The sequence below is a fragment of the Streptomyces sp. NPDC049687 genome (genome assembly GCF_044465285.1).
Lineage (GTDB): Bacteria > Actinomycetota > Actinomycetes > Streptomycetales > Streptomycetaceae > Streptomyces.
Genome location: NZ_JBITLN010000008.1, coordinates 275,185 through 298,782 on the forward strand (window position 1 = coordinate 275,185; position 23,598 = coordinate 298,782).

Genomic DNA, 23,598 nt, shown 5'->3' on the forward strand with positions numbered 1-23,598 from the left:
CATCTCTGTATCCGAGCCGTGCCCAGGAGCCGCCATGTCCGCACCCGCCGAGCGAGCCGCGGCAGTGCCCGTCTGCGACACCGACCCCTTCTCGCCGTCCGCCCTTGAGGATCCGGACGAACTCCACCAGGTCCTGCGGGCCGCGGGACCCGTGGTGTACCTCTCCCGCTACGACGTCCACGCCCTGGCCCGCTACGAGGAGGTGCACGCCGCCCTGGTGGACTGGCAGCACTTCGAGTCGGGGGCCGGGGTGGGGCTGGCCGACTTCCGGCACGAGGAACCGTGGCGTCCGCCGAGCCTGCTGCTGGAGGCCGACCCGCCCCGGCACGATGCCCCGCGCCGGGTGCTGCGGGAGATCCTCGCCCCGCCCGCGCTGCGCCGCCTGCGAGAGGCATGGCAGGTGGCGGCGGAGGAGATGGTCGACCAAGTCCTCAGTACGGGAACGGAGTTCGACGCCTTCACTCGGCTGGCGAACGCCTTCCCGTTGCGGGTCTTCCCTGATGCTGTGGGCATCGGTTCCGAAGGCCGGGAGAATCTCCTGCCGTACGGCAACATGGCCTTCAACGCCTTCGGGCCCGTCAACGATCTGGTGAAGGCCGACGCGCACCGGGTGGCCGAGCTGTCGGCATGGGTGAACGGCCAATGCGCCCGCGACGCACTGACCGAGGACGGGTTCGGGGCGCGGATCTGGGCCGCCGCCGACCGCGGTGAGTTGACGCACGCGCAGGCACCGCTGGTCGTGCGTTCGTTGCTCACCGCCGGGGTCGACACCACGGTGCACGGCCTCGCGGCCTGCCTGTACGCGTTCGCCACTCATCCCGAGCAGTGGCAACGGCTTCGGGATCGGCCCGAGTCGGTGCGGGTCGCCTTCGACGAGGCGGTGCGCTGGCAGTCACCGGTGCAGACGTTCTTCCGCACCGCCACTTCCGACGTGACGATCGCCGGCACCGTCATCCCCGAAGGCACGAAGATCCTGATGTTCCTCGGCGCCGCCAACCGCGACCCCGCCCGATGGACCGACCCCGACCGCTTCGACCTCGCCCGCGACCCGTCCGGCCACGTCGGCTTCGGCATGGGCATCCACCAGTGCGTCGGCCAGCACGTCGCCCGCCTGGAGGCCGAGGCCCTGCTGACCGCCCTGGCCCGACGCGTCGACCGGATCGAGCTCACCGCCGGCCCGCGCCGCCACCACAACAACACCCTGCGCGCCTGGGCATCCCTGCCTGTGCGCGTCCACCCAAGCGCCTGAACCGAGAGGAACCACGACGTGCCCCAGTACGTACGCGGCGTAGTAGCCCTGGCGAAGGGAGAGCCGGTCACCGTCGAGACGGTCGTCGTGCCGGACCCCGGTCCGGGCGAGGCCGTGGTGAAGGTACAGGCATGCGGAGTGTGCCATACCGATCTGCACTACCGGGAGGGCGGGGCGCCGTACGTGGACCTGCTCGACCGGGGTGAGCCGATCCCGTCCGCGATCCGCCGCGCCCTGTCTTTCGGAGACCCTGAGGACTGCGCGGGTCTGGTCGTCTTCCTCACCTCCGACGCCGCGTCCCAGGTGACCGGCCAGTGCATCGGCGTCGGCGGCGACAGGCTGTCGCCGCCGACGCACCCGGCCGAGATCCGTTCCTCGTTCCACGACGGGGGCTGGGACGCCGACACCGTTGCCGAATCCTGGGCCTCCGGTGTCGGAGAACACCCGGAGACCTACGGCATCCCAGCGCCGCAGCTGCCCGCCACCACCCAGAAGGCCACCGTATGACCGCCGACTCGACGTCGCCTCGCTCACGGCCATCGACGTCCACGTCCATTGCGAGGTCTCCAAGGAGGGGCGCCCCTCGCTGCCCCCGGACCTCCTCGCCGCCTCCGAGAAGCACTTCGGTCCGGGCGGCCAGCGCCTGCCACAGCTGGCGGAGGTCGCCGCGCACTACCGTGAACGGCACATGGCATGCGTCGTGTTCACCGTGGACGCGGAGAGCACCACCGGATACCCGGCCATACCCAACGAAGAGGTCGCCGAGGCCGCCGCCGAACACCCGGACGTGCTGATCCCGTTCGCCAGCATCGACCCGGCCAAGGGACGCATGGGAGTGCGCGCCGCGCGGCGCCTGGTCGAGGAGCACCGGGTCCGCGGCTTCAAGTTCCACCCCAATATGCAGGCGTTCTTCCCGAACGACCGAGCGGTCTACCCCCTGTACGAGGCGCTCGAAGAACTCGGTGTTCCGGCGCTGTTCCACAGCGGTCAGAGCGGTATCGGTGCCGGCCTGCCCGGGGGCGGCGGCATCCGCCTGAAGTACTCCAACCCGCTGCATCTCGACGACGTCGCCGCCGACTTCCCGAACCTCAAGATCATCATCGCCCACCCGTCCTTCCCCTGGCAGGACGAGGCCCTCGCCGTCGCCACACACAAGCCGAACGTGTGGATCGACCTGTCCGGCTGGTCGCCGAAGTACTTTCCGCCGCAGCTCGTCCAATACGCCAACACCCTGCTGCGCGACAAGGTGATCTTCGGTTCCGACTACCCCCTGATCACCCCCGATCGCTGGTTGAAGGACTTCGCCGCGCTGCCCATCAAGGACGAGGTGCGGCCGAAGATCCTCAAGGAGAACGCGGCCCGGCTGTTCGGCCTCACCAAGGACTGAACCCGTCCGCGCCCCCACTGAACCCGCTTGTTCTGAGCCCTTCGGGTGACAACCCTCCGTACCGTGACCGGTCTCGAAGAGATCAAGGCCCTCGCCGGCACCGATCTCGGCCGCACCGACTGGCTGGAGATCACCCAAGACGGGTGAGCACCTTCGCCGACGCCACCGGTGACCACCATTGGATCCACGTCGACCCCGAGCGCGCTGCGATGGGCCCCTTCCGCGGGCCCATCGCGCACGGCTACCTGACGCTGTCCCTCGTGATCCCCCTGTTCAACCGGCGCATGAAACGGCCCGTCCTGACTCTGAACGCGATTGACGGCTCTTCAGTTGTTGTGGATTCGAAGTGTCGGGCGGGCCGTCGGGGCGGCCCCCGGGCGCCTGGCTTGAAGAGAGCCTGTCCGACTCGACCCAGAGCCGCCGACGTCGCCGGGGCCGCGCTGCCACCGTATCGGCAGCAGGGGAGGGCAGGACCGGGCCGTCGGCCGGGCGGTTCAGCCGTGAGGTCCCACGCCGCGCAGAAACGTGTCAACGACGAGCGTGGCCAGTGCGTCCGCGTTCTGCCGGACCTGGTCCGGGTCGAGGTCCGCGCCGCCTCCGTGCTGGGCCTCGTCGACGAGGGCGTAGTAGACCCGCCGCGCCCACATCAGGTCCGTGTCCGGGGCGAGGAACCCTTCGCGCTGGGCCCGGGCGAAGAAATCCAGGGCGCCGGCGTTGACCTCGGACCAGATCACCTCGGTGAGGGGGGTGTCGGCGAGGGGGTGTCCGAGGGTGAACCGCCAGACGCTCTTGATCCGCAGTACGTTCGCCGTGACGCGGTGCAGTGCCACGAGCGGCGGGGCGGTGTCCATGCGGGCGTCTTCCACGCACTCGATGAGCTGTCGCTTCGCCGAGGCGGCGAGTGCTTCGATGAGGGCCTGGCGGTTGGCGAACCGCCGGTGCACGGTCGTTCTGGCCACTCCTGCCTGCTCGGCGATCTGCTCCATGGAGGCGCCGGGGTCTTCGGCGAGTACCTGCTCGGCCGCCTCCAGAATCGCGCGCACACTGCGCGCGGCATCGGCCCGCAGGGGTCGACCCATGACTTATCCACTCCCGTTGTTGATTCGTGATGCACCGAAGACGATACGCCTGACTGCGGATTTGTACCCATTTGCAACAGTCCTGTTGCGGGACAATGTAAAATCGCGACAAGCGTGATGCGGATGTCTGGTTGAACTGCTACGTTCCCGTTTCAGATCATGGACCTCCTTCGTGATTCGGTTCCCCGGCCGACGGTTTCTCCAGTCCGCGGAGCGGAGTCCCTCTGGCCCCGGCCTATGTGCCTGATGGCCCCCATGAGAACGAGCCCACTGGTGAACCGGAGGAATGACACGGTGGAGATCGAGCTGCGGATCAACGGATCCGCCCAGAAGCTGGACGTCGCGCCGCAGGTGAGCCTGCTCGACGCGCTGCGCGAGTATCTGGGCCTGACCGGCACCAAGAAGGGCTGCGACCAGGGCGCGTGCGGCGCCTGCACGGTGCTGGTCGACGGCCGGCGGATCAACGCCTGCCTCACACTGGCGGTGCAGTACCAGGGCCGTGAGATCACGACCATCGAGGGGGTCGACCATCCGTTGCAGGCGGCGTTCGTCCGCACGGACGGGTTCCAGTGTGGCTACTGCACGCCGGGCCAGATCTGCTCGGCGATCGGCATGCTCGCCGAGTACAGGGAAGGCGCGCCCAGCGCGGCGACCGAGCACCTCGCCGCCACCGGCCTGGAGTTGGACGAGGCGGAGATCCGGGAGCGGATGAGCGGCAACCTGTGCCGCTGCGGCGCCTACAACGGCATCGTCTCGGCGATCAAGGAGGTCGCGAAGTGAAGTCGTTCTCCTATCTCAGCGCACCGGACGTGGGCACGGCGCTGCGCACGATCGCGGACAGCGATGACGTGAAGTTCCTCGCGGGCGGGACGAACCTCGTCGACCTCATGCGGGAGGGCATCGAACACCCGGCGACGGTCGTGGACATCACCCGCCTGCCGCTGACCGGGATCGAGGAACTGCCGGAGGGCGGGATCCGTGTCGGGGCGCTGGTGAGCAACAGCCGGCTCGCCGCCGACCCCCTGATCAGGACCCGTTATCCAGTGCTGGCGCAGGCGATCCTGCTGGGGGCCTCCGCCCAGCTGCGGAACATGGCGACGGTGGGAGGCAATCTGCTGCAGCGCACCCGCTGCATGTACTTCTACGACGAGGCTTCCGCGTGCAACAAACGCGCACCCGGCAGCGGCTGTGACGCGATCGGCGGGTTCTCCCGCGGCGGTGCGGTGCTGGGGGCCAGCGAGCACTGCATCGCGACCCACCCCTCGGACATGGCGGTGGCGCTGGCGATGCTCGACGCGGTCGTCGAGGTCGAGAGCGTACGCGGCATCCGGCGCATACCGATCGCCGACTTCCACCGGCTGCCCGGCGACACACCCCACATCGAGACGGTGCTGGCCGCCGACGAGCTGATCACGGCCGTCGAGCTGCCGGCGGTGCCGGTGGCGGCGCACTCGCGCTACCGCAAGGTCCGCGACCGTGCCTCCTACGCCTTCGCCCTCGTCTCCGTCGCCGCCGCGCTTCAGGTCGCCGCCGACGGCCGCATCGCCGAGGTCCGCCTCGCACTTGGCGGCGTCGCGACCAAGCCGTGGCGGGCACGCATCGCGGAAGAGCTACTGCTCGGCGCCGAAGCCACCGACGAGAACTTCGCCCACGCCGCCGCCGCCGAACTCGCCCCCGCCCTGCCCCTGTCCGACAACGCCTTCAAGATCGACCTGGCCCAGCGGACGGTCGTGGCCGTACTGCGGAAACTCAACGCCGAGCGGAGCGCATCGTGACCATACGCACCAAGACAGGCTCCGAGTCCCGCGCGGACTCTTCCGTGCCCGTCGGGGGCGCGGTCGGTCGGCCGGTCGACCGCCGGGACGGCCACGCGAAGGTGACCGGGGCCGTGCGGTTCTCCGCCGAGCACCACTACCCGAACCTCACGTACGCGACGCTGGTACATGCCGCCATCGCCCGTGGCACGATCACCGGCATCGACACGGCCGCGGCGGCCGCGGTCCCCGGCGTCGTGGCGGTCCTCACCCACCTCAACGCACCGAGGATCCGGCCGGTACGCAAAGCCAACATCGTGCGGGACCTCGGACCGAGCGTGTCGGGGACCAGCCTCGACTACCTCAACACCGATCAGGTCTTCTGGGACGGCCAGCCGATCGCCATCGTGGTAGCGGAGACCTCGGCCGCGGCGAACGAGGCCGCCCCACTCGTCGAAGTGACCTACGACCTGCTGCCCGCGCGGGTGGACTTCACCGCCGAGCAGCAGAACGCCACCCCGGCGAAAGGCGACCTCACCTTCGCCGGCGTGACGAAGAAGGGTGACGCCGAGGCGGCGCTGGCCGCTGCGGAAGTTTCGGTCGACCTGCGCTACACCACACCCGGCCTGCAGCACAACACGATCGAACCGCACGCCACGGTCGCCGTCTGGGACGGTGACCACCTCACCGTGCACGACACCACCCAGGCCATGGACCAGAGCCGCCGCTACCTGGCTTGGCGGTTCGGTGTGCCGGCGTCCCACGTCCGCGTCCATGCCGAGTTCGTGGGGGGCGGCTTCGGTGGCAAGTTCGCCGTCTGGCCCGGCACGGTCATCGCGGCGATGGCGGCCAAGGCTGTCGGGCGGCCCGTGCGCCTGGCACTGAGTCGCAGGGCCGTCAGCCGCGCCACCGGTGGGCGTACCGCCTCGACCAACCGGATCGCGCTCGGTGCGACCCGCGACGGCCGGCTCACTTCGCTGATCCAGGACAGCATCACCCGCACCGGCTCGGCCGGGGGCCTGCTCGAGGCGACCAGCTCGCCGGCCCGGCACCTCTACGGCGCCGAGAACATGCTGACCCGGCAGAACCTCGTCGCCATGGATCTGATGCCCAACACCTGGCTGCGCGCCCCCGGCGAGGCCATCGGCAGCTTCGTGCTGGAATCGGCGATGGACGAACTCGCCTACGAGCTGTCCATGGACCCGATCGACCTGCGGCTGCGCAACGAGCCCACAACGGATCCGACGGGTGGCAAGAAGTTCTCCCAGCGTATGCAGCGAGAAGCCCTCGAGACCGGCGCCGAACGCTTCGGCTGGGCGGACCGCAACCCCGAACCTCGCTCCATGCGTGACGGCGAGTGGCTCGTCGGGATGGGCACGGCCACCGCCTACCACCCGACCCTGCGCCTGGTCGCCGACGTCAAGGTACGGCTGAGCGACGACGGCGGCGCGCTCGTGCAGTGCGGTTTCCACGAGATGGGCATGGGCGCCGCGACAGTACAGGCACAGATCGCCGCCGACGCGCTCGGCATCGCGTACGAGAAGGTCCACGTCGAGTACGGCGATTCGGCCCTGCCGACGGGCCCGATGGCCGGCAACTCCAACCAGACGGCGACGGTGGCCACCAGCGTCCTCGCCGCGTGCGCCGAGCTGACCCGGAAGGTGACCGCCCTGGCCCGGCGTACGGGCACGACAGGTCAGGAACCGGCGGCCGCCCTGCGCGCGGCGCGGCGACCGTTCCTCGAGGCCTCGGTCGGGTCGGCCACCCGGTTGGGCGCGCTGGGCAGCCAGGGCCGCTTCCTGACCACCTTCCTGAAGGACCAGCGCTGGTCCAAGGCCGCCCGCGGCGCGCAGTTCTGTGAGGTGCGGGTGAACGCCGACACCGGCGAACTGCGGATCTCGCGCTGGCTCGGCATGTTCGACGTCGGCCGCATCATCAACCCCAAGACCGCGGCCAGCCAGCTCCGCGGGGCCGTGGTCATGGGCATCGGCATGGCCCTGTCGGAGCAGAGCCTGATCGACCCCCGCAACGGGCGCACCATGAGCGCCGGGCTCGACTCCTACTACGTGCCCGTGCACGCCGACATCCCCCCGATCGACGTCGACTGGCTGGACGAGCCGGACAAGACGATGCCTCTGGGCATCATCGGGCTGGGCGAGGTCGGCATGACCGGCGTGGCGGCCGCGATCGCGAACGCCGTGTATCACGCGACCGGCAAGCGGATCCGGGACCTGCCGATCACGCTGGACAAACTGCTCTGAGACGACTCCAGTCGCGGGCCTCGTCGTGCATGGCCTCTCGGGCGCCGCATCCACGACGACGGCCCGGTCTGCGTACGACGACAAGAAAGAAACTCCCATGTTGGACATCGCCGACGAGCTGAACCGGTGGCTCGAGGAAGGGCGGGACTTCGCCGTGGCCACCGTCGTGGCCGTCAGCGGCAGCGCGCCGCGAGGGCCGGGCGCCGCGCTCGCCGTCGACGCCGACGGCACAGCCATCGGGTCGGTGTCCGGCGGCTGTGTCGAAGGCGCGGTCTACGATCTGTGCACCCGGGCGCTCGCCGACGGCGAGGCGGTGCGCGAGCGGTTCGGCTACAGCGACGAGGACGCCTTTGCCGTCGGGCTGACCTGCGGGGGCGTCCTGGACATCCTGGTCACCCCAGTACCCGCTGACGGGCCGGGCAGGAAGGCGTCCCAGGTGGCGCTGTCGGTCGCCGCCCGGGGTGAGGCGGTGGCACTCGCCCGCATGGCCCGTGGCCCGGCCGGGCTCCTCGGACGGGCGCTGGCGATCCGCCAGGACGGCTCCTACGAAGGTGAACTCGGCGGACATCCCGACCTGGACCGCGCCGTCGTCGACGAAACCCGCTCCCTGCTCGACGCCGGCCGCACCGGCACCTTCGACATCGCGCAGGACGGAACTCGCTGCGATCCCGACCTGACCGTGTTCGTCGAATCAAGCATCCCGCCGCCCCGCATGCTCGTCTTCGGCGCCATCGACTTCGCCGCGGCCCTGGTACGCGTGGGCAAGTTCCTCGGCTACCACGTCACCGTGTGCGACGCCCGGCCCGTCTTCGCCACCCGGACCCGATTTCCCGAGGCCGACGACATCGTGGTCGACTGGCCGCACCGCCACCTGCGCCGCACCCGGACCGACGAGCGCACCGTGGTGTGCGTCCTCACCCACGACGCCAAGTTCGACGTACCCCTCCTGGAAGCGGCCCTGCGCCTGCCGGCCGCCTACATCGGCGCGATGGGCTCCCGCCGCACCCACGAGGACCGCGACCGCAGGCTCCGCGAAGCGGGCCTGACCGACGCCGAACTCTCGCGCCTGCACTCACCCATCGGCCTCGATCTCGGCGCCCGCACGCCCGAAGGGACCGCCCTGTCCATCGCGGCCGAGATCCTCGCCGCCCGCCACGGCGGAACAGGCCTGCCCCTGAGCGACTCACACACGCCGATCCACCATGACACCGAAGGGCACCCGCCGGGAGCGATCAGCGCGGGCGGCCGTGTGACGCGACCGCGAGCCGGCCGTCAGGACCACCGGAACACCCCGAGCCCGGTTCCGGTCGGCGCGGCCACCTCGACGCCGACAGCCCGTGATCAGGACGGAGCCTTCCCGGGGACGGCGGTGGTCGATTTGAATAACGAAAAAGATCGGTTTACTATTAACGGGAAACCGGTCGGTTTCCCTGCGGGGGGCGGCTGAGACCGTGATCCACGGTTGCCTTCGTGTGCTGAAGGGTTTTGAGTCTGCAGGTTCCCGGTCCGGCGATGGTGCCGTCCGGTCTTCTCCCGATGTGACCGTGTCGTCCAGGCCGGAGTAAGTCATGAATGGAATTCACCCCTTCCGCGTGCTGCGCGCGAAACCCCTGTGGATCGCCAGCGGCGTGATCACCGGCGTTCTCGCGCTGCTGTTCGCCGTGCTGTACGTCGGCGCCAACATCGATCCGGCCGGCCACATGAAGAACCTGCCCGTCGGCCTGGTCAACGCCGACAAGGGGGCTGCGGTCGGCGGAAAGCAGGTCAACCTGGGGGCTCAGATCACCGAGTCGGTCAGGAAGTCCACCGCGGGAGGGGACAAGATCGACTGGAAGGTGATGGACGAGCGGGAGGTGAAGGAGGAGCTCGGCAAGGGCAAACTGTACGGTGCGCTTGTCGTGCCCGCCGACTTCACGTCCTCGGTCGCCGCCCTGACCGGCACCACGGCCGCCGAAACCCCGGTCCGCCCGGCGCTGACGGTGCTGACGAACCAGTCCGCCGGCAGCTTGGGCTCCAGTCTGGCGCGGGTCGCGACGACGCAGGCGGCCGAGAGCGCCTCGCTCCGCATTGGCAAGGAACTGACCGCGCAGACCGGCGCCCAGCAGGCGAAGCTGCCCGCGGCGGCACGTGTCCTGCTCGCCGATCCGGCAGCCGTCACGGTGAAGGACGGTCATCCGCTCGACTCGCACAGCGGCCTGGGCCTCACCGCGTTCTACTACGCGCTCGCCCTGGTGGTCGTCGGCATGCTCTCCGCCAACGTCATCAGCGGCCAGGTGGACCACACCCTCGGCTACACCCACAACGACCTGGGTCCGCTGCGTCTGCACCGCCCGCTGATCCGGGCGACCCGAGTGCAGACCCTCGCCATCAGCAGCACCCTCATGGCGGCTCTGTCGCTGCTGATGGGCACCCTGGTCATGGTCGGGGCGGTCGGCATCATGGGTATGGACGCCTCGCACCTGCCGCTGTTGTGGCTGTACTCGGTGTGCGCCGTCGCGGTCTCCGGGATCGGCGCGCTCACCCTCCTCGCGGTCTTCGGCACCCCCGGCATGCTGGTGGCCACGCTGGTCTTCATCGGGATGGCGGTGCCGACGGCCAACGCCACCACGCCGGTTCAGGCCCTGCCCGGCTTCTACCGCTTCCTCGCGGAGTTCGAGCCCCTGCGGCAGATCGCCGGCGGCATCCGCGCGATCCTCTACTACGGCGCGCAGGGCGACGCGGGACTGACCCGGGGCTGGGTCATGATGGCCGTCGGCCTCGTGGCGGCCGCGCTGTTCGGCTTCGGCGTGCTGGGGTGGTACGACCGCAAGGGGCTGCACCGCATCCCTGCCGAGACGGACCCCGAGAAGAACGCCACCCCGGTGTAGCGGAATTCCTTCCGCATCTCCCAGGGCGGGGCCGTTGTGCGGAGTGGCCCCGTGTGTGTCGCCCCCGTGGGGACGAGGGGCGTGCGCACCATCAGGGCTCGGCGACGGTCTTTCTCCCCCGATGCCGTCGCCGAGCCTCCAAGTGGACTTCCGTGCCCGGACGGCGCCGGTCGCCTCCCGGTATCACTGAAAACCGATCGGTTTCCAATTCGTCCGATTCGAGTTAACCTCACGACATGGCCACCGAAGCGAAGTCAACTACCAGAGAGCGCCTGCTGGAGGCGGCAGCCACGCTCACCTACCAGGGCGGCGTCAATATCGGCGTCGACGCGCTGTGCAAGGCGGCGGGCGTGTCGAAGCGCTCCATGTACCAGCTGTTCCACAACAAGGACGACTTGCTGGCAGCAAGCCTGGAGGAGCGCACTGCCCCCTTCGTGGCCACTCTCCTGCCCCCGGCGGACGACGGCCGCTCCCCCCGCGAGCGGATCCTGCACGTCTTCGAGCAACTGGAGTCGCAGGCGGGTGCGCCCGCCTTCCGAGGCTGCCGGTACCTGGCTGTGCAGATCGAGCTCAAGGACCAGAATCACCCTGCGAGCCAGGTGGCACACCGGATCAAGGCGAAACTGACCGCCTTCTTCCGCACCGAGGCCGAGCGTGGCGGCGCGAGCGACCCCGATCTGCTGGCCCGGCAGCTGATCCTGGTCTTCGACGGCGCCGGCGCCCGCGCCGGGATCGGAGCCGACACCATGACGGGGCTCATCGCCCCCACGGTGGTCACCCTGCTGGATGCGGCAGGCGTGCGCTGACACCTCGTTCTTCCGGAAGGCTTCCTGGCCCTCTGGCTGTTTCCCCCGACGGGGAAGTCCAACGGCGGTGAGCGTGTTGCCGAGCATGCCGCAGGCGAGGAAGCGTGCGGTCCGGTCGGCATCGGCGCCCAGCGACAGGTACACGGTTTTCCCAGATCCTCATCCAGCCCGCCCGGACGGCCTCGCCGGTCGGGCCGTCGCCCTGTGTCCCGACGGCCGCCACGACGGCGTATCCCTGCATCTGCATGAGAAGCGTTTCGGGGTGCGTCGAGATCAGCCGCGGGTAAGCGTTCGCCATTGCTCGAAGGGCTGGCGGGCTCGTGTCCTCATTGTTGGCCGCCCGTTTTGGAGCTGGGTGTGTGTCCTCCGCGGTCCGCGTCAATGCGGCGACGAAGACCGCACCGATTCGCGTCGTGGAGCGCGGAGATTCTCCCGGCCTCGGCGGCCTCCCGTAGCCGCATGTCACGTTCTTGCCCAGGGACGAGTCGAAGAGGCCGTCCGGCGGCAGTCTGCTCGCTCGTCTATGGCGCTGTGAAGAGCATCGGGAAGCGCAGGCCCAGCCACGGTTTGCGGCCCCAGACGATGACCTTGGCGCGGGCCATGGCGGTGGGGGCGGTCCAGCGGCCCAGGGCGAGGAGGAGGAAGGCGACGGGGTCGATGGCGATCGTGCAATCGGGCCGCCGTGGCGGGGTGTCGGTGACCGTGGGCACGCCGTCCGCGAAGGTGACGGCGAAGCGGTCGCGGCCGACCCGCAACAGATAGCACGCATGGTGGCCGGCCGCGCCGGCGTTCACTGCACGCGGCATGGCCAGTCGCATGAAGGGCAGCGTGAATGCGACCAGTTCCCGGTCGACCATGTGGGGCCCGCGCAGCGCGACCGCGATGTCGTATCCGTGCCCGAGCAGGTGCGTGAGCAGGTACGAGCCCAGGGCGGCCAGGTTCATAGGCCCCATCGGCGTCAGCACCGCATCCCGCGGACTGCGGCCGGCCACGACCGCGACGAAGGCTCGGGCGGTATCCGCGATCTCCGCGCCGAGGACCGCCGGATCCCGCTGCGGGAAGACGGCCAGGGCCGCACGGTTGGCCGCCGCAAGGCCGCTCGGCGTCCCATCGCCGTAGGGGCGGTCCTCGCCCGCCCCGATGTCCGCCATCAGCTTCCCCGCCAGCGCGAGGTGCGCCGCCGCCTCGCCCACCGTCCACTCCGCGCCCGGCAGCGGCGTGTGTGGGTCGGCCCCCGCCTGCAGCAGCTCCGCGATCCGGTCGGCAGTGGCGACAATGGCATCCTCGGGTGTCATGAACGCGATCGTGTCCGCGCTTGGACCTGCTGTCCAGTGCCTTGCAGGCCACGCTCTCCGCCTGTACACAGCTTCCTGGCGCGAAGGGCGCCTTGACCGATGCGATCACGTGGGGGTTCTTCCGTGACACGTGCTTTCCTCATTGAGGCCGGGTGACGTCCGCCGGAGTCGCCACGAGACATCGGTCAATCGGCGGGCCGGTCCCCGCAGGCAGGGCACCGCGCCCCACCCTCACTGTCAGTCGAGGCTCGTGGTGGACCCGGACGGTGACCAGTGGGGCGTGTCGATCGGCGAGTAGTACGTGTCCTTCTGGTCCAGGCGCTCCATCCGGCGTGCGGAGCGCTCCTTGACCACCTCGGGGTCGAGCGGCGTCTCGAACGCGTTGTTGACCAGGGTGTATTCGGCGGCGAGTCGTCCCACCGGAGCGATGGCGCCGAAGTCGATCCGGCCGCCCACATAGAGGTCATCTCGGATGTAGAAGCGCACCACGTTGCCCCAGACGGCGTTGTTGAGTCCGTCGGGCGCCGAGAAGATGTGCTCGACGGTGCACTCGAACGCGATGGGTGCGCCCTTGATACGGGGTGGGCGAACGGCCTCGGACGGCACCTTCTCCAGCCCGACCGCGTCGAACTCGTCGACATCGGGCTCGAACTCGAAGGCGCTGCGGTTCAGTCCCTCGATCTGCGGCAGGGTGGCCATGTTGGTGACGAATTCGCCGGTGTCACGGATGTTGACGAAGCTGTCCTTGAGCGTGGCGCCGTCCGAGCGCGGCTGGAACGACAGCGAGATCCGAGGCGGCTTGCGCCCGACGACGGTGAAGAAGGAGATGGGGGCCAGATTGCCCACACCTTCGGTGGACAGGGTGCTCACCCAGGCGATGGGGCGGGGGATGACACTCCCGATGAGCAGTTTGTAGGCGGACTTCGCGTCCAGGTCGGCGGAATCGATGATCATGTGGTGTCCTCTGGCTGGCGGCGAGTGGGGGAGTGGGAGGGATCAGCGGCCCTTGAAGGGCAGGACGGGCCGGGGGCGGCCCTCCTTGAGGGCCTCGGCGGCGGAGGCCAGGCCGTCCTTGACGTCCTCGGTCTCGAAGAGAGGGACGGCCAGGTCGAACAGCTGCTGGTCGGCGGCAGGGATGCCGCCTGTGGCCCAGGCGCGCAACAACGCCTTGTGCGCGACGTGCGCCCGGGTGGGGCCCTGGGCGATCTTTTGGGCGAAGGCCTCGGCTTCGGTGCGCAGTGCGTCGTCGGGGACGACGCGGTTGATGACCCCCGCCTCGGCCATGACCGAGGCGGGAACCTGCTCGGAGGTCAGTGCCCATTCGTAGGCGCGGGCCCGGCCGGCCCGTTCGGCCACGCGGTGGATCCCGCCGAGGAGGGTGACGATGCCGAGCGACTGCTCGGGATGGCCGAAGCGGGCGCTCTCGGCGGCGAGGATGATGTCGGCCCGCAGCGCGAGCTCGAAGCCGCCGCCGTAGCACAGCCCCTGCACCGCGGCGACGACCGGGACCGGTAGCTGCTCGAACCGGTTGATCACGGACAGAGCGTGGTCGAAGTCGGCCCGCAGGCTCGTGCGGTCGGCGCCGACCCAGGGCCGGAAGTCGCCACCGTAGCTGAAGTCGGGTCCCTCGGCCCGCAGCACGACGGCGCGGGCCGGGCTGCGGGTGACGGCGTCGACGATGTCGCTGAGCTCCTGGGTGAACTCGGGTGCGAAACGGTTCTGCGGAGGATTGTCGAGGACGATCGTGGCGACATCGCCATGGATGGAGTGGGTGAGAACGGGCATGGCATTTCCTTGGCTCTGGACAGTACGGGCGGGCTCGCGGCCCATCGGATGAGGCGGTCGCAAAACCGGTTGGGGGCGGATTGCGCGACGGTGGGGAACTGCGTGCTGCGCGGGGCGAACTGGCCTCCGCCGCCGATGAGCGTCAGCCGGCCGGGTGTCAGCGCCTGTCCGCGGCGCGCCGGCGTGAGGCCGTCAGCGATACCGGGTCAAGAACGCGTCGAGGTGTGCGGCGATGGTGCCGAGCCGCTCCAGGCGCGTGGCTGCTGCGTCGACGACGGCAGTGCGGGCCTGGGGGAGACCAGGTGGTACGACGGCGCCGACACGTTCCACGGTGATGCGTGGGTCATCGACGCCGCGACGGCGGTGCCGCCACCGTTCTCCCGCTCCGGAGCGCAAGGAGCGTCTGGGGTGCTGTAGGGGCTGGCGAGCTCATGAGCGACACCCTTCGTGCGGCTGCGTTGCCCATCCGACTGAAAGGACTGTATGCCGATAGCTCATTTCATTTCAAGGTGGCAGCGAGTGTCGTACTCTGAGGCAGTGGCCACATGTCCACGGTCATGTCGGCAACGACGACGAGTGAAGGGGGCAGGGTCATGGCGTGGTCCGCATCCACGCGGTACGAGGTCGAGCCCGCACCGCTCGGGCTGGCGCTGGTGCACGACCTGCTCAACACCATCTCCGCCGGCCGCCCCCGGGCAGCAGATCTTCTGGACGACCTCGCCGACGCGCAGGCATGGGCCGACCAGGCGCTGGAGTGCTGGGCCCAGGAGACGGCGCAGGCCGCCGCACAGGTGCGGCTCACCGAGAATGATCTCGAAGAACTTCGCGGTCTGCGTGCCGAGTTGAGGCGTCTTCTCGCCGCACCGGGCGGCGACGGCCCACGCGGCGACGACGCTGACGTGGCGCCCGCCGTTCACATCGCGGCGGCGGCCTTGCGGATGGACCGCAGCGGGCGGGTCGTCCTGGAGCCGCGTGGACAAGGCTGGCGGTATGTGGCCGCCCTGGTGCTCCTCGAGATGTTCCAGGCCCAGCAGGCGGACACCTGGCGCCGGCTCAAGATCTGCCGCAACGCCCGTTGCACGACGGCCTTCTTCGACCGCTCCCGCAACAACGGCGGCGTGTGGCACTCAACCAAGACCTGCGGCAACCCGGAAAACCTGCGAGCCCACCGGGCGCGTCAGCGCGTGCGGACCGCCGGGTAGGAGGCCTTCGCCGAGGCGGCGGCGGTACGGACGGGGTTTGTGATCTGCCCGTTGTCCCTCTCGCGGTTCCGCGGAGGCGATCCCACCGGAGCGCCAAGAATCCTGAGCCCTCATACGTCACCGTGAACCGCGCGAGGACCGGGTTTGGAACCGCTCGTGGTGGCGGGCCGCAGGACATCGGCGGTGGGCGTCCGTCGAAGAGAAACGCGGCTGCCGCGACCGGGCGCGGCAGACCCACTGAAGGCACGCGGGGTTATGCCGAGACGCCGTCCCTTTTCAGCAGGTCCTCCAGGTGGGAGGCGAGAAGAGAGACCGCGGCGCGGTTGTCCTGGTCGGTCATCTGCTGGAGATCGCTCAGCGCCGACCCCAGGCGCGAGCCGAGCAGCCATTCGAACAGGGCGGGTGAGCCGGACCACCGGTGCAGCCGCTCCAGCGTGTGCCGAAGAAGGACAGCAGGTCGCGCGGAGTGCGGCGGTTGCTGCGTGAGACCGTCAGCCGAGCAGTCGATGTACACCGTCCCCGGTGGGGATTGAACACTCCCCTCGTCGAGCCGGACGCCGGCCGAGTCGATGCGGCGTGCCCGTCCCGGCCGTACGACGTGCTCGATCTTCCGGAGTTGAGCGAGCTCGGCTGCGCTGACGGTCGCACACCGGAAGGCGCTGGGCCTGACGTACGGGTCACGGCGGATGATGAGGTCCATCTGCTCCAGCGCACTGATCACGTCGTCCACCGAGTTGCATGCGAGCAGCTTCGTCAGCTCACCGAACCGGGACAGCGGCGACTCCTGGTCCCGGTTGATCATCCATGCGTCACGTGGCGTGATCCAGGTGATGCGGTCAGGATCGACACCGTGGTGCAGCAGCCGCAGGCACGCGTCCAGGCCCGTCTTGCCCGCCCCGATCACGGTGAACCGTTCCGCCCAACCGCCGCTGTTCACAAGGTGGTTGACGTGCGGTGGTCCAGGTGATCGTTGAAGGAGGGCGCCCGACGGCCGGATCGCCCGCTGACTATGACATGCGAGTACTCATCTCTGAAACAACTGTCATCTATTTGCTCATGTCACGAGCCACTTGAGCGACATAATCAAAAGGCTTACGCTCATTGCATCCAGCCCAGATCCTCGGGCGCGGGGGAGGGTGTGCTGGTGCCAGTGCCAGCGAACCCGTTCGGTACCGGCCGTCGGGCGCGAGCAGAGCGCGCCGGACAGCCGCTCTTTCGGCTGGAGCAGAACACGCAACCCACTACTTGGTCCGGGCTTGCAGGGCCGCGACGCCGCCAGGGCGGCTTGGAGGTCGAACGCATGACACGGGTGACCCAGCGACCGCCGTTTGTCGAGGGCTCCTCGGCCGGCACGTCCCACGCGGCCGATCGTGTCCGTCATCGGACGGTTCAGTGCGGCGGGCTGGAGGTCCCGGTCCTCGAGGCCGGCAGCGGGCCACTCGTTCTGTGCCTCCACGGATTTCCCGACCATGCCGCCAGCTGGGCAGGGCTTCTCGACCGCCTGGCGAAGGAAGGGTATTGCGCGGTAGCGCCCGCACAGCGCGGATACTGGCCGGGCGGCGCGGCACCCGACGGCTCCTATCGTGCGTCCGCCACCGGCCAGGACGTCCTCGCCCTGATCGAAGCGCTCGGGCGCGAGCAGGCGGACCTCATCGGTCACGACCTCGGTGCCCGGGCGGCGTACGCGGCGGCCAGCCTCGACGCGAGGCGTGTCCGCAAGCTTGTCGGCATGGCGGTTCCCTACGGCCCTCAACTGCGCACCGCCTGGGTCGCCGACGGCGACCAGCAGCGACGCAGCTGGTACATGTTCTTCTTCCAGACGGCCATGGCGCAGGCAGCCGTCGAGCTCGACGACTTCGCCTTCATCGACCGGCTCTGGCGGGAATGGTCCCCTGGCTACGAGCTGCCGGACGCGGAACGTGCCGCGCTCAAGGAGACCCTCCGTGCGCCAGGAGTCGTGACCGAGACCCTGGGCTATTACCGCCAGTTGTTCACGCCTCCCGCGGACGAGGCGACCAGGGCCCTGGAGGCCCGGGCGAGCGGTGCCATCACCGTCCCGTCCCTCTACCTCCACGGGGCCGACGACAACTGCATGGCCGTGGAGTTGAGCGACGGCATGGAGGCCGTGTTCACGAGCGGCTTCGAACGCGTCGTGGTGCCCGGCGCAGGGCACTTCCTGCACCTCGAGCAGCCCAAGACGGTCGCCGACCACATCGTGGGCTTTCTGGACAACTGACCCCCGCCCCCGGCCGGCCAGAGGGCAGGCCAACGCGGCAAGACGACCGCGTCCTGGTCACCGGTGTCGGGGTGCAGCCGGTTCCGTGGACGACCGGTTCACCGCCGTCACCGGCGGCTGCCGGTAGATTCACGTCGACGGGGAGCAGGCGGCCAAGGGCCTCTACAGCGCCCCGGCGGCCCACGGCTGTCTCGTCCTCTTCCTTGTGCCCGCGCTGCTCTGCGAGGCCACACGAATGGGAGCTTTGAGCGCAGCCGTCAGTCACGGGCAGCGACAAGGTCCGTTGCCCCGCCCGACGCCCGACGCCCGACGCCCGCGCTCCGAGGTGCGCGGCGCAGCCGGACATCAAGCTCGGACGTGGCCCCGGGCCGTCTTCCGCGTCACGGTCCGCCGTCGGCGGCGTCGCTGCGCGAAAGGCGGCCCGGTGAACTTGCCTTCCTGGACGCGTTCGGGGCCGCCCTCGCTCAGGCGTGCCCTTTGTGCCCCACGGCGCGCAGGAGGAAGGGCAGGAGGCGGTCGGCGGTCTTCGCCGCGGTTGCCGCGTCCACCTGGTCCGGCGGCAGCGGGGTGAGGAAGAACCTGCTGACCATGGGACCGAGGACCAGGTCGCCGAGCAGGTCGGCATGCTCTACCGGTGGGATCTCGCCCCGCTCCGCCGCACGCTTCGTGATCTCCTCCATGCGCCGGCGCATGGGCAGCACGAACGTGTTCGTGAGGGCCTCCGCCAGCGGGGTGTTGTGCCGGGCCTCCCCGATCAATGTCTGCAACACGCCTCCTTCCTTCCCGGTCAGGGAAGCCGCTTTGTCCCGGAGCAGGACGCGGAGGTCGCCTTCGAGTGTGCCGGTGTCGGTGTGCGTCGTGAGTTCCTGGGCGTAGGCGGCGGCCGCGTCGACGACCATGACCTCCTTGGAGGGCCAGCGGCGGTAGAGAGTGGCGGTGGACACTCCGGCGCGGGACGCGACGGCGGCGGTGGTGAGCGCGCGGTAGCCGCTCTCGGTCAGGACGGCCATGGTCGCCTCCAGCAGTGCGCGGTCACGGGAGGCATCGCGGGGGCGCCCCCGGCGTGCCGGCGCCCCGGTCATCGGGCGGCCCCCGAAGGGATCCGGCGGGAGGAATGGGCGGCGGAGCGCACTGGTCGGTCGGGCTGCCGTACGGAACGTTGAGTAAGGGTGGGATAGGTCACACGACTAAGTATACAAGAAACGAAACGAAAGACTTTCGTTTCGTATATGCTTCTGGCTATGGACACCAACGCACCCACCGGCGGCCAGCCGGACATCGCCGTTACCGAGACCCCTGCGGCGGAGACCGTCGCGCGACTGCGGGCCACGTTCAACACCGGCCGCACCAAGCCCGTCGCCTGGCGGAAGCAGCAGCTGCACGCGTTGAGGCGTCTGCTGACGGAGCATGAGGACGTGTTCGTCCAGGCGCTGCACACGGACCTCGGCAAGAGCCCGACCGAGTCGCGCATGACGGAGATCGGCTTCCTGGTCAGGGAGATCGACCACACCCTGAGTCATCTCGAGCGGTGGCTGCGTCCGAAGAGAGCCTCCGTGCCCCTGTCGCTCATGCCGTCCCGGGCCTGGACCGTGCGTGAGCCGCTGGGTGTCGTGCTGGTCATCGCGCCCTGGAACTACCCGGTCAATCTGGCGCTCGCGCCGGTCATCGGTGCCCTGGCCGCCGGCAACGCCGTCGTCCTCAAGCCCAGCGAGGTCGCCCCCGCGACCTCGGCCGTGCTCGCCCACTGGCTGCCCCGGGTCCTGGACCCACAGGCCGTGGCCGTCGTCGAGGGCGGGGTGCCGGAGACGACCGCCCTGCTGGAACAGCGCTTCGACCACATCTTCTACACCGGCAACGGCGCGGTCGGGCGCATCGTGATGACCGCCGCGGCCCGTCATCTCACCCCGGTCACCCTGGAACTGGGCGGCAAGAGCCCCGCCGTCGTCGAACCCGGCACCGACCTCGCGACGGCCGCCCGCCGCATCGCCCTGGGCAAGTTCATGAACGCAGGCCAGACCTGCGTCGCACCCGACTACGTGCTGGCGATAGGTGAGGCGGGCGCCGAGATGGAGGCGCACCTGACGCAGGCGGTCCGTGAGATGTACGGCGCCGATCCGGCTCGCAGCAACGACTACGGCCGTATTGTCAACGAGCGCCACTTCGACCGGCTGGCCGGCCTGCTGAACGACGGCCGGACCGTCGTGGGCGGCGACCACGACCGCGACGCCCGCTACATCGCCCCGACCGTGCTGGCCGACGTCGACCCCGACTCCCCGGTGATGCGCGACGAGATCTTCGGCCCCATCCTGCCCATCGTCCGCGTCCCCGACCTGGACGCTGCCATCGCCTTCATCACCGGAAGGGACAAGCCGCTGGCCCTGTACGCCTTCACCGCGTCCAAGCGCTCCAAGCGGCGCCTGACCGCGGAGACGTCCTCCGGTGGCCTGGCCTTCGGCCTCTCGCTCCTCCAGCTCGGCGCGCTCGACCTGCCCTTCGGTGGCGTCGGTGAGAGCGGCATGGGCCGCTACCACGGCTCGTACTCCCTGGACACCTTCAGTCACATCAAGTCCGTCCTGGACAAGCCGCTCAAGCCGGACACGCTGGGCGTGGCCACCCCGCCCTACACCCGCGGCAAGGACCGCATCCTGCGACGCATCACGTGAGCCGGATCGGCGACGAGCAGGAGCGCGCTGTCGACGGGACCACCGCCTCGCACCCAGGGCTGACGACCTCACACGTCACGACCATCGCCGAGGCGGGCCTCCGGGCCCGTCCTGGCACCGGATGACGGTCGCCGACCGTCGCAAGGATGGAAAGGAGAAGGGGAAGAGGTACCCGCGAGGGCGCCGTGTCCCCGACCGCCATGAACAAGATCGACTACCGCACCCAGACCATCTTGATCACCGGGGCGAGCGCCGGACTCGGCGCGGAGTTCGCCCGCCAGTTCGCTGAGCGCGGCTCGGACCTCGTGCTGGTCGCCCGCCGCGCGGACCGGCTTCAGGCACTGGCCGACGAGCTGTCCTCGAAGTACAAGGTCACCGTCACGGTGGTGCCGTTCGACCTCACCGTCCCGGCCGCGGGCGAAGCGCTGGCCAAGGAGGTGGCCCGGCGCGGCATCACCGTCACCAGCCTCGTCAACAACGCCGGCTTCGGCACCCACGCCCCCTTCCGCCAGGAGGACCCGGCACGCGTCCAGCAGGAGATCGGCCTGAACGTGGCCGGCCTGGTCGACGTCACCAGGGCGTTCATCGGCCGGCTGACTGGTGTCCTGGTCAACGTCGCCAGCTCCCTCGGGTACCAGCCGTGGCCGAACGCCGCCGTCTATGGGGCGACCAAGGCCTTCGTGCTGAATTTCACCGAGGCGCTGTGGCAGGAATCGCGAGGGACCGGCCTGCGCGTGCTCGCTCTCTCCCCGGGACCGACCCGGACCGAGTTCTTCGACGCGCTCGGCTCCGACGACATGGCCCGCGGTGTCCGGCTGCAGACGACGAGTCAGGTGGTCACGACCGCACTGCGCACGCTGGACCGGCACAACCCGCCGCCCAGCGTCGTCTCCGGCACATTCAACTGGGTGATGACCCTGACCTCGCGCTTCACCACCCGCCGAGCCAACGTTCTGGCCTTCGGCGCGATGACCCAGTGGCAGATGCGCTCGGGTCGGCGTAACCACTGACACTCTCCGGACCACCGTCAGGTGGAGGGCCCCGACTTCTGCTTCGGCGGTGAGACCTCGACCTGACCGCAGGCGACGGCGCCTGAGCTTCGCACCAGCCCGCGCGAACACGGTGCCCACCCCCTTACTCGATCCCGCAGGGGATTCAGGCACAGAAAGCCTGTTCGCGGGCCGTGCCGATGAGCGTGAGGAACTGCGTTTCGTCGTTGATCACCTTCGTCGAGAACAGCGTCTCGCCGTCGACCTCGACGGCAACCGCCCAGTGATGGCCCTTGCTGGTGTCGATGCCGGCCCATATACGCGCATGAGACGCACTCAAGCCCGCCGCCGCGTTCACCTTGACCAGCACCTCAGTGGCCGAGGAACACCCCGCCGGCGTTTCCCTGAGCAGCGATGGCCGCAATTCTCCATCAGCAGTCCGAGCGTCCCGGAGGACCAGGCGGCCATTTCCTGCGAGCCAGAAACGGCAACCACCATCAGCCACCCCCGGTCCTCCCGGACCGCCGACATGGGCGGACGGGAGGGGCGTCGTACGTCTTGCCGTGAGGAAACCGAACGGTTTACGGTTGCACGGGCGGGGATTGTTGAACGATCCTCCTGTCGCCCGTGTATCGCGTATTGCGCTTGGACTGTGAAGGGACCGATGTGAGCAGGAACGAGATGAGCGTGCCCAACTCCGTTCGGGAGGCGGTTCACGCCTGCGCGGTCCGAGCGACGCAGGGCTCGGCGGCCTTGGCCCGGGCGTCGGACGCGGAGATCGACACGGCGTTGCGGGTCATGGCCGAGCGGCTGCACACGGCACGCGACGTGCTGGCGGCGGCGAATCAGGACGACCTGCGATCAGCCGCCTCAAGCGGCATGTCGGCGGCACTGCAGGACCGCCTGCGGCTGACCGGCCCGCAGCTCGAGGACATGGCCGCGGCGTTGCGTACGCTGGCGGACGTGCCGCACGAGCCGCGGAACACCGTCCTCGAAGAGCGTCCCGACGGCCTGGTCCTGCTGGAGCGCCGCCGCCCGGTGGGTGTCATCGGCGCGAACTTCGAGGCGCGTCCGAATGTGACACTCGACGTCGCCTCCCAGTTCCTCAAGTCCCGCAACGGCGGCGTGCTGCGCACCGGTTCGGCGGCCCTGCGCTCCTCCCAGGCCCTGGTCACCCACGTGATCACGCCCGCTCTCACCGACGCGGGACTGGACCCGGACGCCATCCAGCTGGTGCCGAGCGAGGACCGCGCGGCGGCATACGCGCTGGTGTCGCTGCCCGAGACCGTCCCCCTGGTCATCCTGCGAGGCAGCGGCGACAGCACCCGGGAACTCGGCCGCGAGGCCGCCCGCCACGGTGTGCGCACGCTGGCCCACGCAGACGGCGGCGGAGTGCTGTACGTGGCCCGGGACGCCGACGAAAAGCTGGTGCACGACCTGGTCACCAGCAGCCTGGACCGGCTGGGCGTCTGCAACCGGCTCAATCTGCTGCTCATCGACCGGGCTGTCCACGACAAGCTGCTGCCGGGCATTCTGCAGACCCTCGAAGACCTGGGTATCGCCGCATCGCTGCCGCCGCACGCCCATGCGCGCGGTTACGAGTGGTCCCTGGACTCCGAGCACGCGGCGACGGTGACGATCGACGAGGCGGACGGCCCGCTCCAAGCCGCACGGATCGCCAACGAGGAGACCTCCGGGCTGGCCGCCGCCATCGCCACCCACGACCCGGACACCGCAGCCCGGTTCATGGACACCTACGGCGGCTCAGGCGTCTTCTGGAACTCCACCACACGCCTCCTCGACGGCTTCAAGCTCCTGCGCCTGCCGGAAACCGGCATCAACATCGACCGCGTCCCCGGCCCGCGCGGCCCTGTCACCTACCGCGACCTGTACCTGCGCCAGTACGTCATGCGACCCGCGGCGTCCCTGCACAGGTGAGCCGACGCCGCATTGAGGTGCGGTCAATGGCCTCGTCGTGCTTCATGTCGCCGGCACGCCGGCTGTTCTGTCCCCGAGACCCGGACG

The 23,598-nt window shown here is 69.7% G+C and carries 19 protein-coding genes and 3 pseudogenes; 15 read left to right on the forward strand and 7 right to left on the reverse strand.

Translation table 11 applies throughout. The features are described from left to right. Positions 1–34: 34 nt before the first annotated feature. From ACIBVL_RS25175 to ACIBVL_RS25190, 4 genes and pseudogenes are all read left to right on the forward strand, one after another. The gene (locus tag ACIBVL_RS25175; RefSeq protein WP_399099985.1) at positions 35–1,249 is read left to right on the forward strand and encodes a cytochrome P450; all 1,215 of its coding nucleotides are present in this window, start codon (positions 35–37) and stop codon (positions 1,247–1,249) included. A gap of 18 nt (positions 1,250–1,267) precedes the next feature. Beyond that, a complete protein-coding gene (locus ACIBVL_RS25180) occupies positions 1,268–1,756 on the forward strand; it encodes an alcohol dehydrogenase catalytic domain-containing protein (RefSeq protein WP_399099987.1) in 489 nt (162 codons plus the stop codon). Positions 1,757–1,787: 31 nt separating this feature from the next. Then, positions 1,788–2,636, forward strand: a complete 849-nt coding sequence (locus tag ACIBVL_RS25185; RefSeq protein WP_399100408.1) for an amidohydrolase family protein — start codon at positions 1,788–1,790, stop codon at positions 2,634–2,636. Positions 2,637–2,681: 45 nt separating this feature from the next. Next, positions 2,682–2,911 (forward strand): annotated as a pseudogene (locus ACIBVL_RS25190) (MaoC/PaaZ C-terminal domain-containing protein); the annotation flags it as partial. 219 nt (positions 2,912–3,130) lie between these two features. Here the strand turns inward: ACIBVL_RS25190 and ACIBVL_RS25195 are convergent. Then, positions 3,131–3,715 carry a TetR/AcrR family transcriptional regulator gene (locus ACIBVL_RS25195; protein ID WP_399099989.1) on the reverse strand — a complete coding sequence of 195 codons (585 nt, stop codon included), beginning with the start codon at positions 3,713–3,715 and terminating at the stop codon, positions 3,131–3,133. A 246-nt stretch (positions 3,716–3,961) separates the two neighbouring features. Between ACIBVL_RS25195 and ACIBVL_RS25200 the strand changes: the two genes are divergently transcribed. The 6 genes and pseudogenes from ACIBVL_RS25200 (at position 3,962) to ACIBVL_RS25225 (ending at position 11,403) form a co-directional block, all read left to right on the forward strand. Then, complete coding sequence (locus ACIBVL_RS25200; protein ID WP_399099991.1) at positions 3,962–4,495, forward strand: 2Fe-2S iron-sulfur cluster-binding protein; 534 nt, start codon at positions 3,962–3,964, stop codon at positions 4,493–4,495. Next, the gene (locus ACIBVL_RS25205; RefSeq protein WP_399099993.1) at positions 4,492–5,490 is read left to right on the forward strand and encodes an FAD binding domain-containing protein; all 999 of its coding nucleotides are present in this window, start codon (positions 4,492–4,494) and stop codon (positions 5,488–5,490) included. Before ACIBVL_RS25200 ends, ACIBVL_RS25205 begins: the two co-directional genes overlap by 4 nt. Continuing rightward, on the forward strand, positions 5,487–7,730 hold the full coding sequence (locus tag ACIBVL_RS25210; protein ID WP_399099994.1) for a xanthine dehydrogenase family protein molybdopterin-binding subunit: 2,244 nt from the start codon (positions 5,487–5,489) through the stop codon (positions 7,728–7,730). The genes ACIBVL_RS25205 and ACIBVL_RS25210 overlap by 4 nt, the downstream gene beginning before the upstream one ends. Before the next feature lie 97 nt (positions 7,731–7,827). Then, positions 7,828–8,970 (forward strand): annotated as a pseudogene (locus ACIBVL_RS25215) (XdhC family protein); the annotation flags it as partial. Between the two features lie 328 nt (positions 8,971–9,298). After that, positions 9,299–10,597 carry an SNG1 family protein gene (locus tag ACIBVL_RS25220; RefSeq protein ID WP_399099996.1) on the forward strand — a complete coding sequence of 433 codons (1,299 nt, stop codon included), beginning with the start codon at positions 9,299–9,301 and terminating at the stop codon, positions 10,595–10,597. Positions 10,598–10,833: 236 nt separating this feature from the next. Next, complete coding sequence (locus ACIBVL_RS25225; RefSeq protein WP_399099998.1) at positions 10,834–11,403, forward strand: TetR/AcrR family transcriptional regulator; 570 nt, start codon at positions 10,834–10,836, stop codon at positions 11,401–11,403. Between the two features lie 521 nt (positions 11,404–11,924). On the opposite strand, the gene ACIBVL_RS25230 is transcribed toward ACIBVL_RS25225, so the two are convergent. From ACIBVL_RS25230 to ACIBVL_RS25240, 3 genes are all read right to left on the reverse strand, one after another. Beyond that, a complete protein-coding gene (locus tag ACIBVL_RS25230; RefSeq protein ID WP_399100000.1) occupies positions 11,925–12,698 on the reverse strand; it encodes a maleylpyruvate isomerase family mycothiol-dependent enzyme in 774 nt (257 codons plus the stop codon). A 237-nt stretch (positions 12,699–12,935) separates the two neighbouring features. Continuing rightward, positions 12,936–13,652, reverse strand: a complete 717-nt coding sequence (locus tag ACIBVL_RS25235) for a flavin reductase family protein (RefSeq protein WP_399100002.1) — start codon at positions 13,650–13,652, stop codon at positions 12,936–12,938. A gap of 42 nt (positions 13,653–13,694) precedes the next feature. Then, positions 13,695–14,483, reverse strand: coding sequence for an enoyl-CoA hydratase/isomerase family protein (locus tag ACIBVL_RS25240; RefSeq protein ID WP_399100004.1), 789 nt, complete (start codon positions 14,481–14,483; stop codon positions 13,695–13,697). Positions 14,484–15,076: 593 nt separating this feature from the next. Between ACIBVL_RS25240 and ACIBVL_RS25245 the strand changes: the two genes are divergently transcribed. Further along, the gene (locus ACIBVL_RS25245) at positions 15,077–15,685 is read left to right on the forward strand and encodes a CGNR zinc finger domain-containing protein (protein WP_399100006.1); all 609 of its coding nucleotides are present in this window, start codon (positions 15,077–15,079) and stop codon (positions 15,683–15,685) included. 253 nt (positions 15,686–15,938) lie between these two features. On the opposite strand, the gene ACIBVL_RS25250 is transcribed toward ACIBVL_RS25245, so the two are convergent. Continuing rightward, positions 15,939–16,622 carry a hypothetical protein gene (locus tag ACIBVL_RS25250; protein ID WP_399100008.1) on the reverse strand — a complete coding sequence of 228 codons (684 nt, stop codon included), beginning with the start codon at positions 16,620–16,622 and terminating at the stop codon, positions 15,939–15,941. A 363-nt stretch (positions 16,623–16,985) separates the two neighbouring features. Here ACIBVL_RS25250 and ACIBVL_RS25255 point away from each other — a divergent pair, with 363 nt between their 5' ends. Beyond that, positions 16,986–17,921, forward strand: a complete 936-nt coding sequence (locus ACIBVL_RS25255; RefSeq protein WP_399100010.1) for an alpha/beta fold hydrolase — start codon at positions 16,986–16,988, stop codon at positions 17,919–17,921. Positions 17,922–18,385: 464 nt separating this feature from the next. Here ACIBVL_RS25255 and ACIBVL_RS25260 read toward each other — a convergent pair whose 3' ends face one another. Next, entirely contained in the window at positions 18,386–19,003 is a 618-nt protein-coding gene (locus ACIBVL_RS25260) for a TetR/AcrR family transcriptional regulator (RefSeq protein WP_399100012.1), read from the reverse strand. 159 nt (positions 19,004–19,162) lie between these two features. Between ACIBVL_RS25260 and ACIBVL_RS25265 the strand changes: the two genes are divergently transcribed. Continuing rightward, entirely contained in the window at positions 19,163–20,584 is a 1,422-nt protein-coding gene (locus ACIBVL_RS25265; RefSeq protein WP_399100014.1) for an aldehyde dehydrogenase family protein, read from the forward strand. Between the two features lie 185 nt (positions 20,585–20,769). Further along, positions 20,770–21,594 carry an SDR family NAD(P)-dependent oxidoreductase gene (locus tag ACIBVL_RS25270; protein WP_399100016.1) on the forward strand — a complete coding sequence of 275 codons (825 nt, stop codon included), beginning with the start codon at positions 20,770–20,772 and terminating at the stop codon, positions 21,592–21,594. A 160-nt stretch (positions 21,595–21,754) separates the two neighbouring features. Here ACIBVL_RS25270 and ACIBVL_RS25275 read toward each other — a convergent pair. Beyond that, positions 21,755–21,913 (reverse strand): annotated as a pseudogene (locus ACIBVL_RS25275) (transposase); the annotation flags it as partial. Between the two features lie 347 nt (positions 21,914–22,260). On the opposite strand from ACIBVL_RS25275, the gene ACIBVL_RS25280 reads away from it, so the two are divergent. Continuing rightward, positions 22,261–23,511, forward strand: coding sequence for an aldehyde dehydrogenase family protein (locus ACIBVL_RS25280; RefSeq protein ID WP_399100019.1), 1,251 nt, complete (start codon positions 22,261–22,263; stop codon positions 23,509–23,511). The last annotated feature ends 87 nt before the right edge of the window (positions 23,512–23,598 follow it).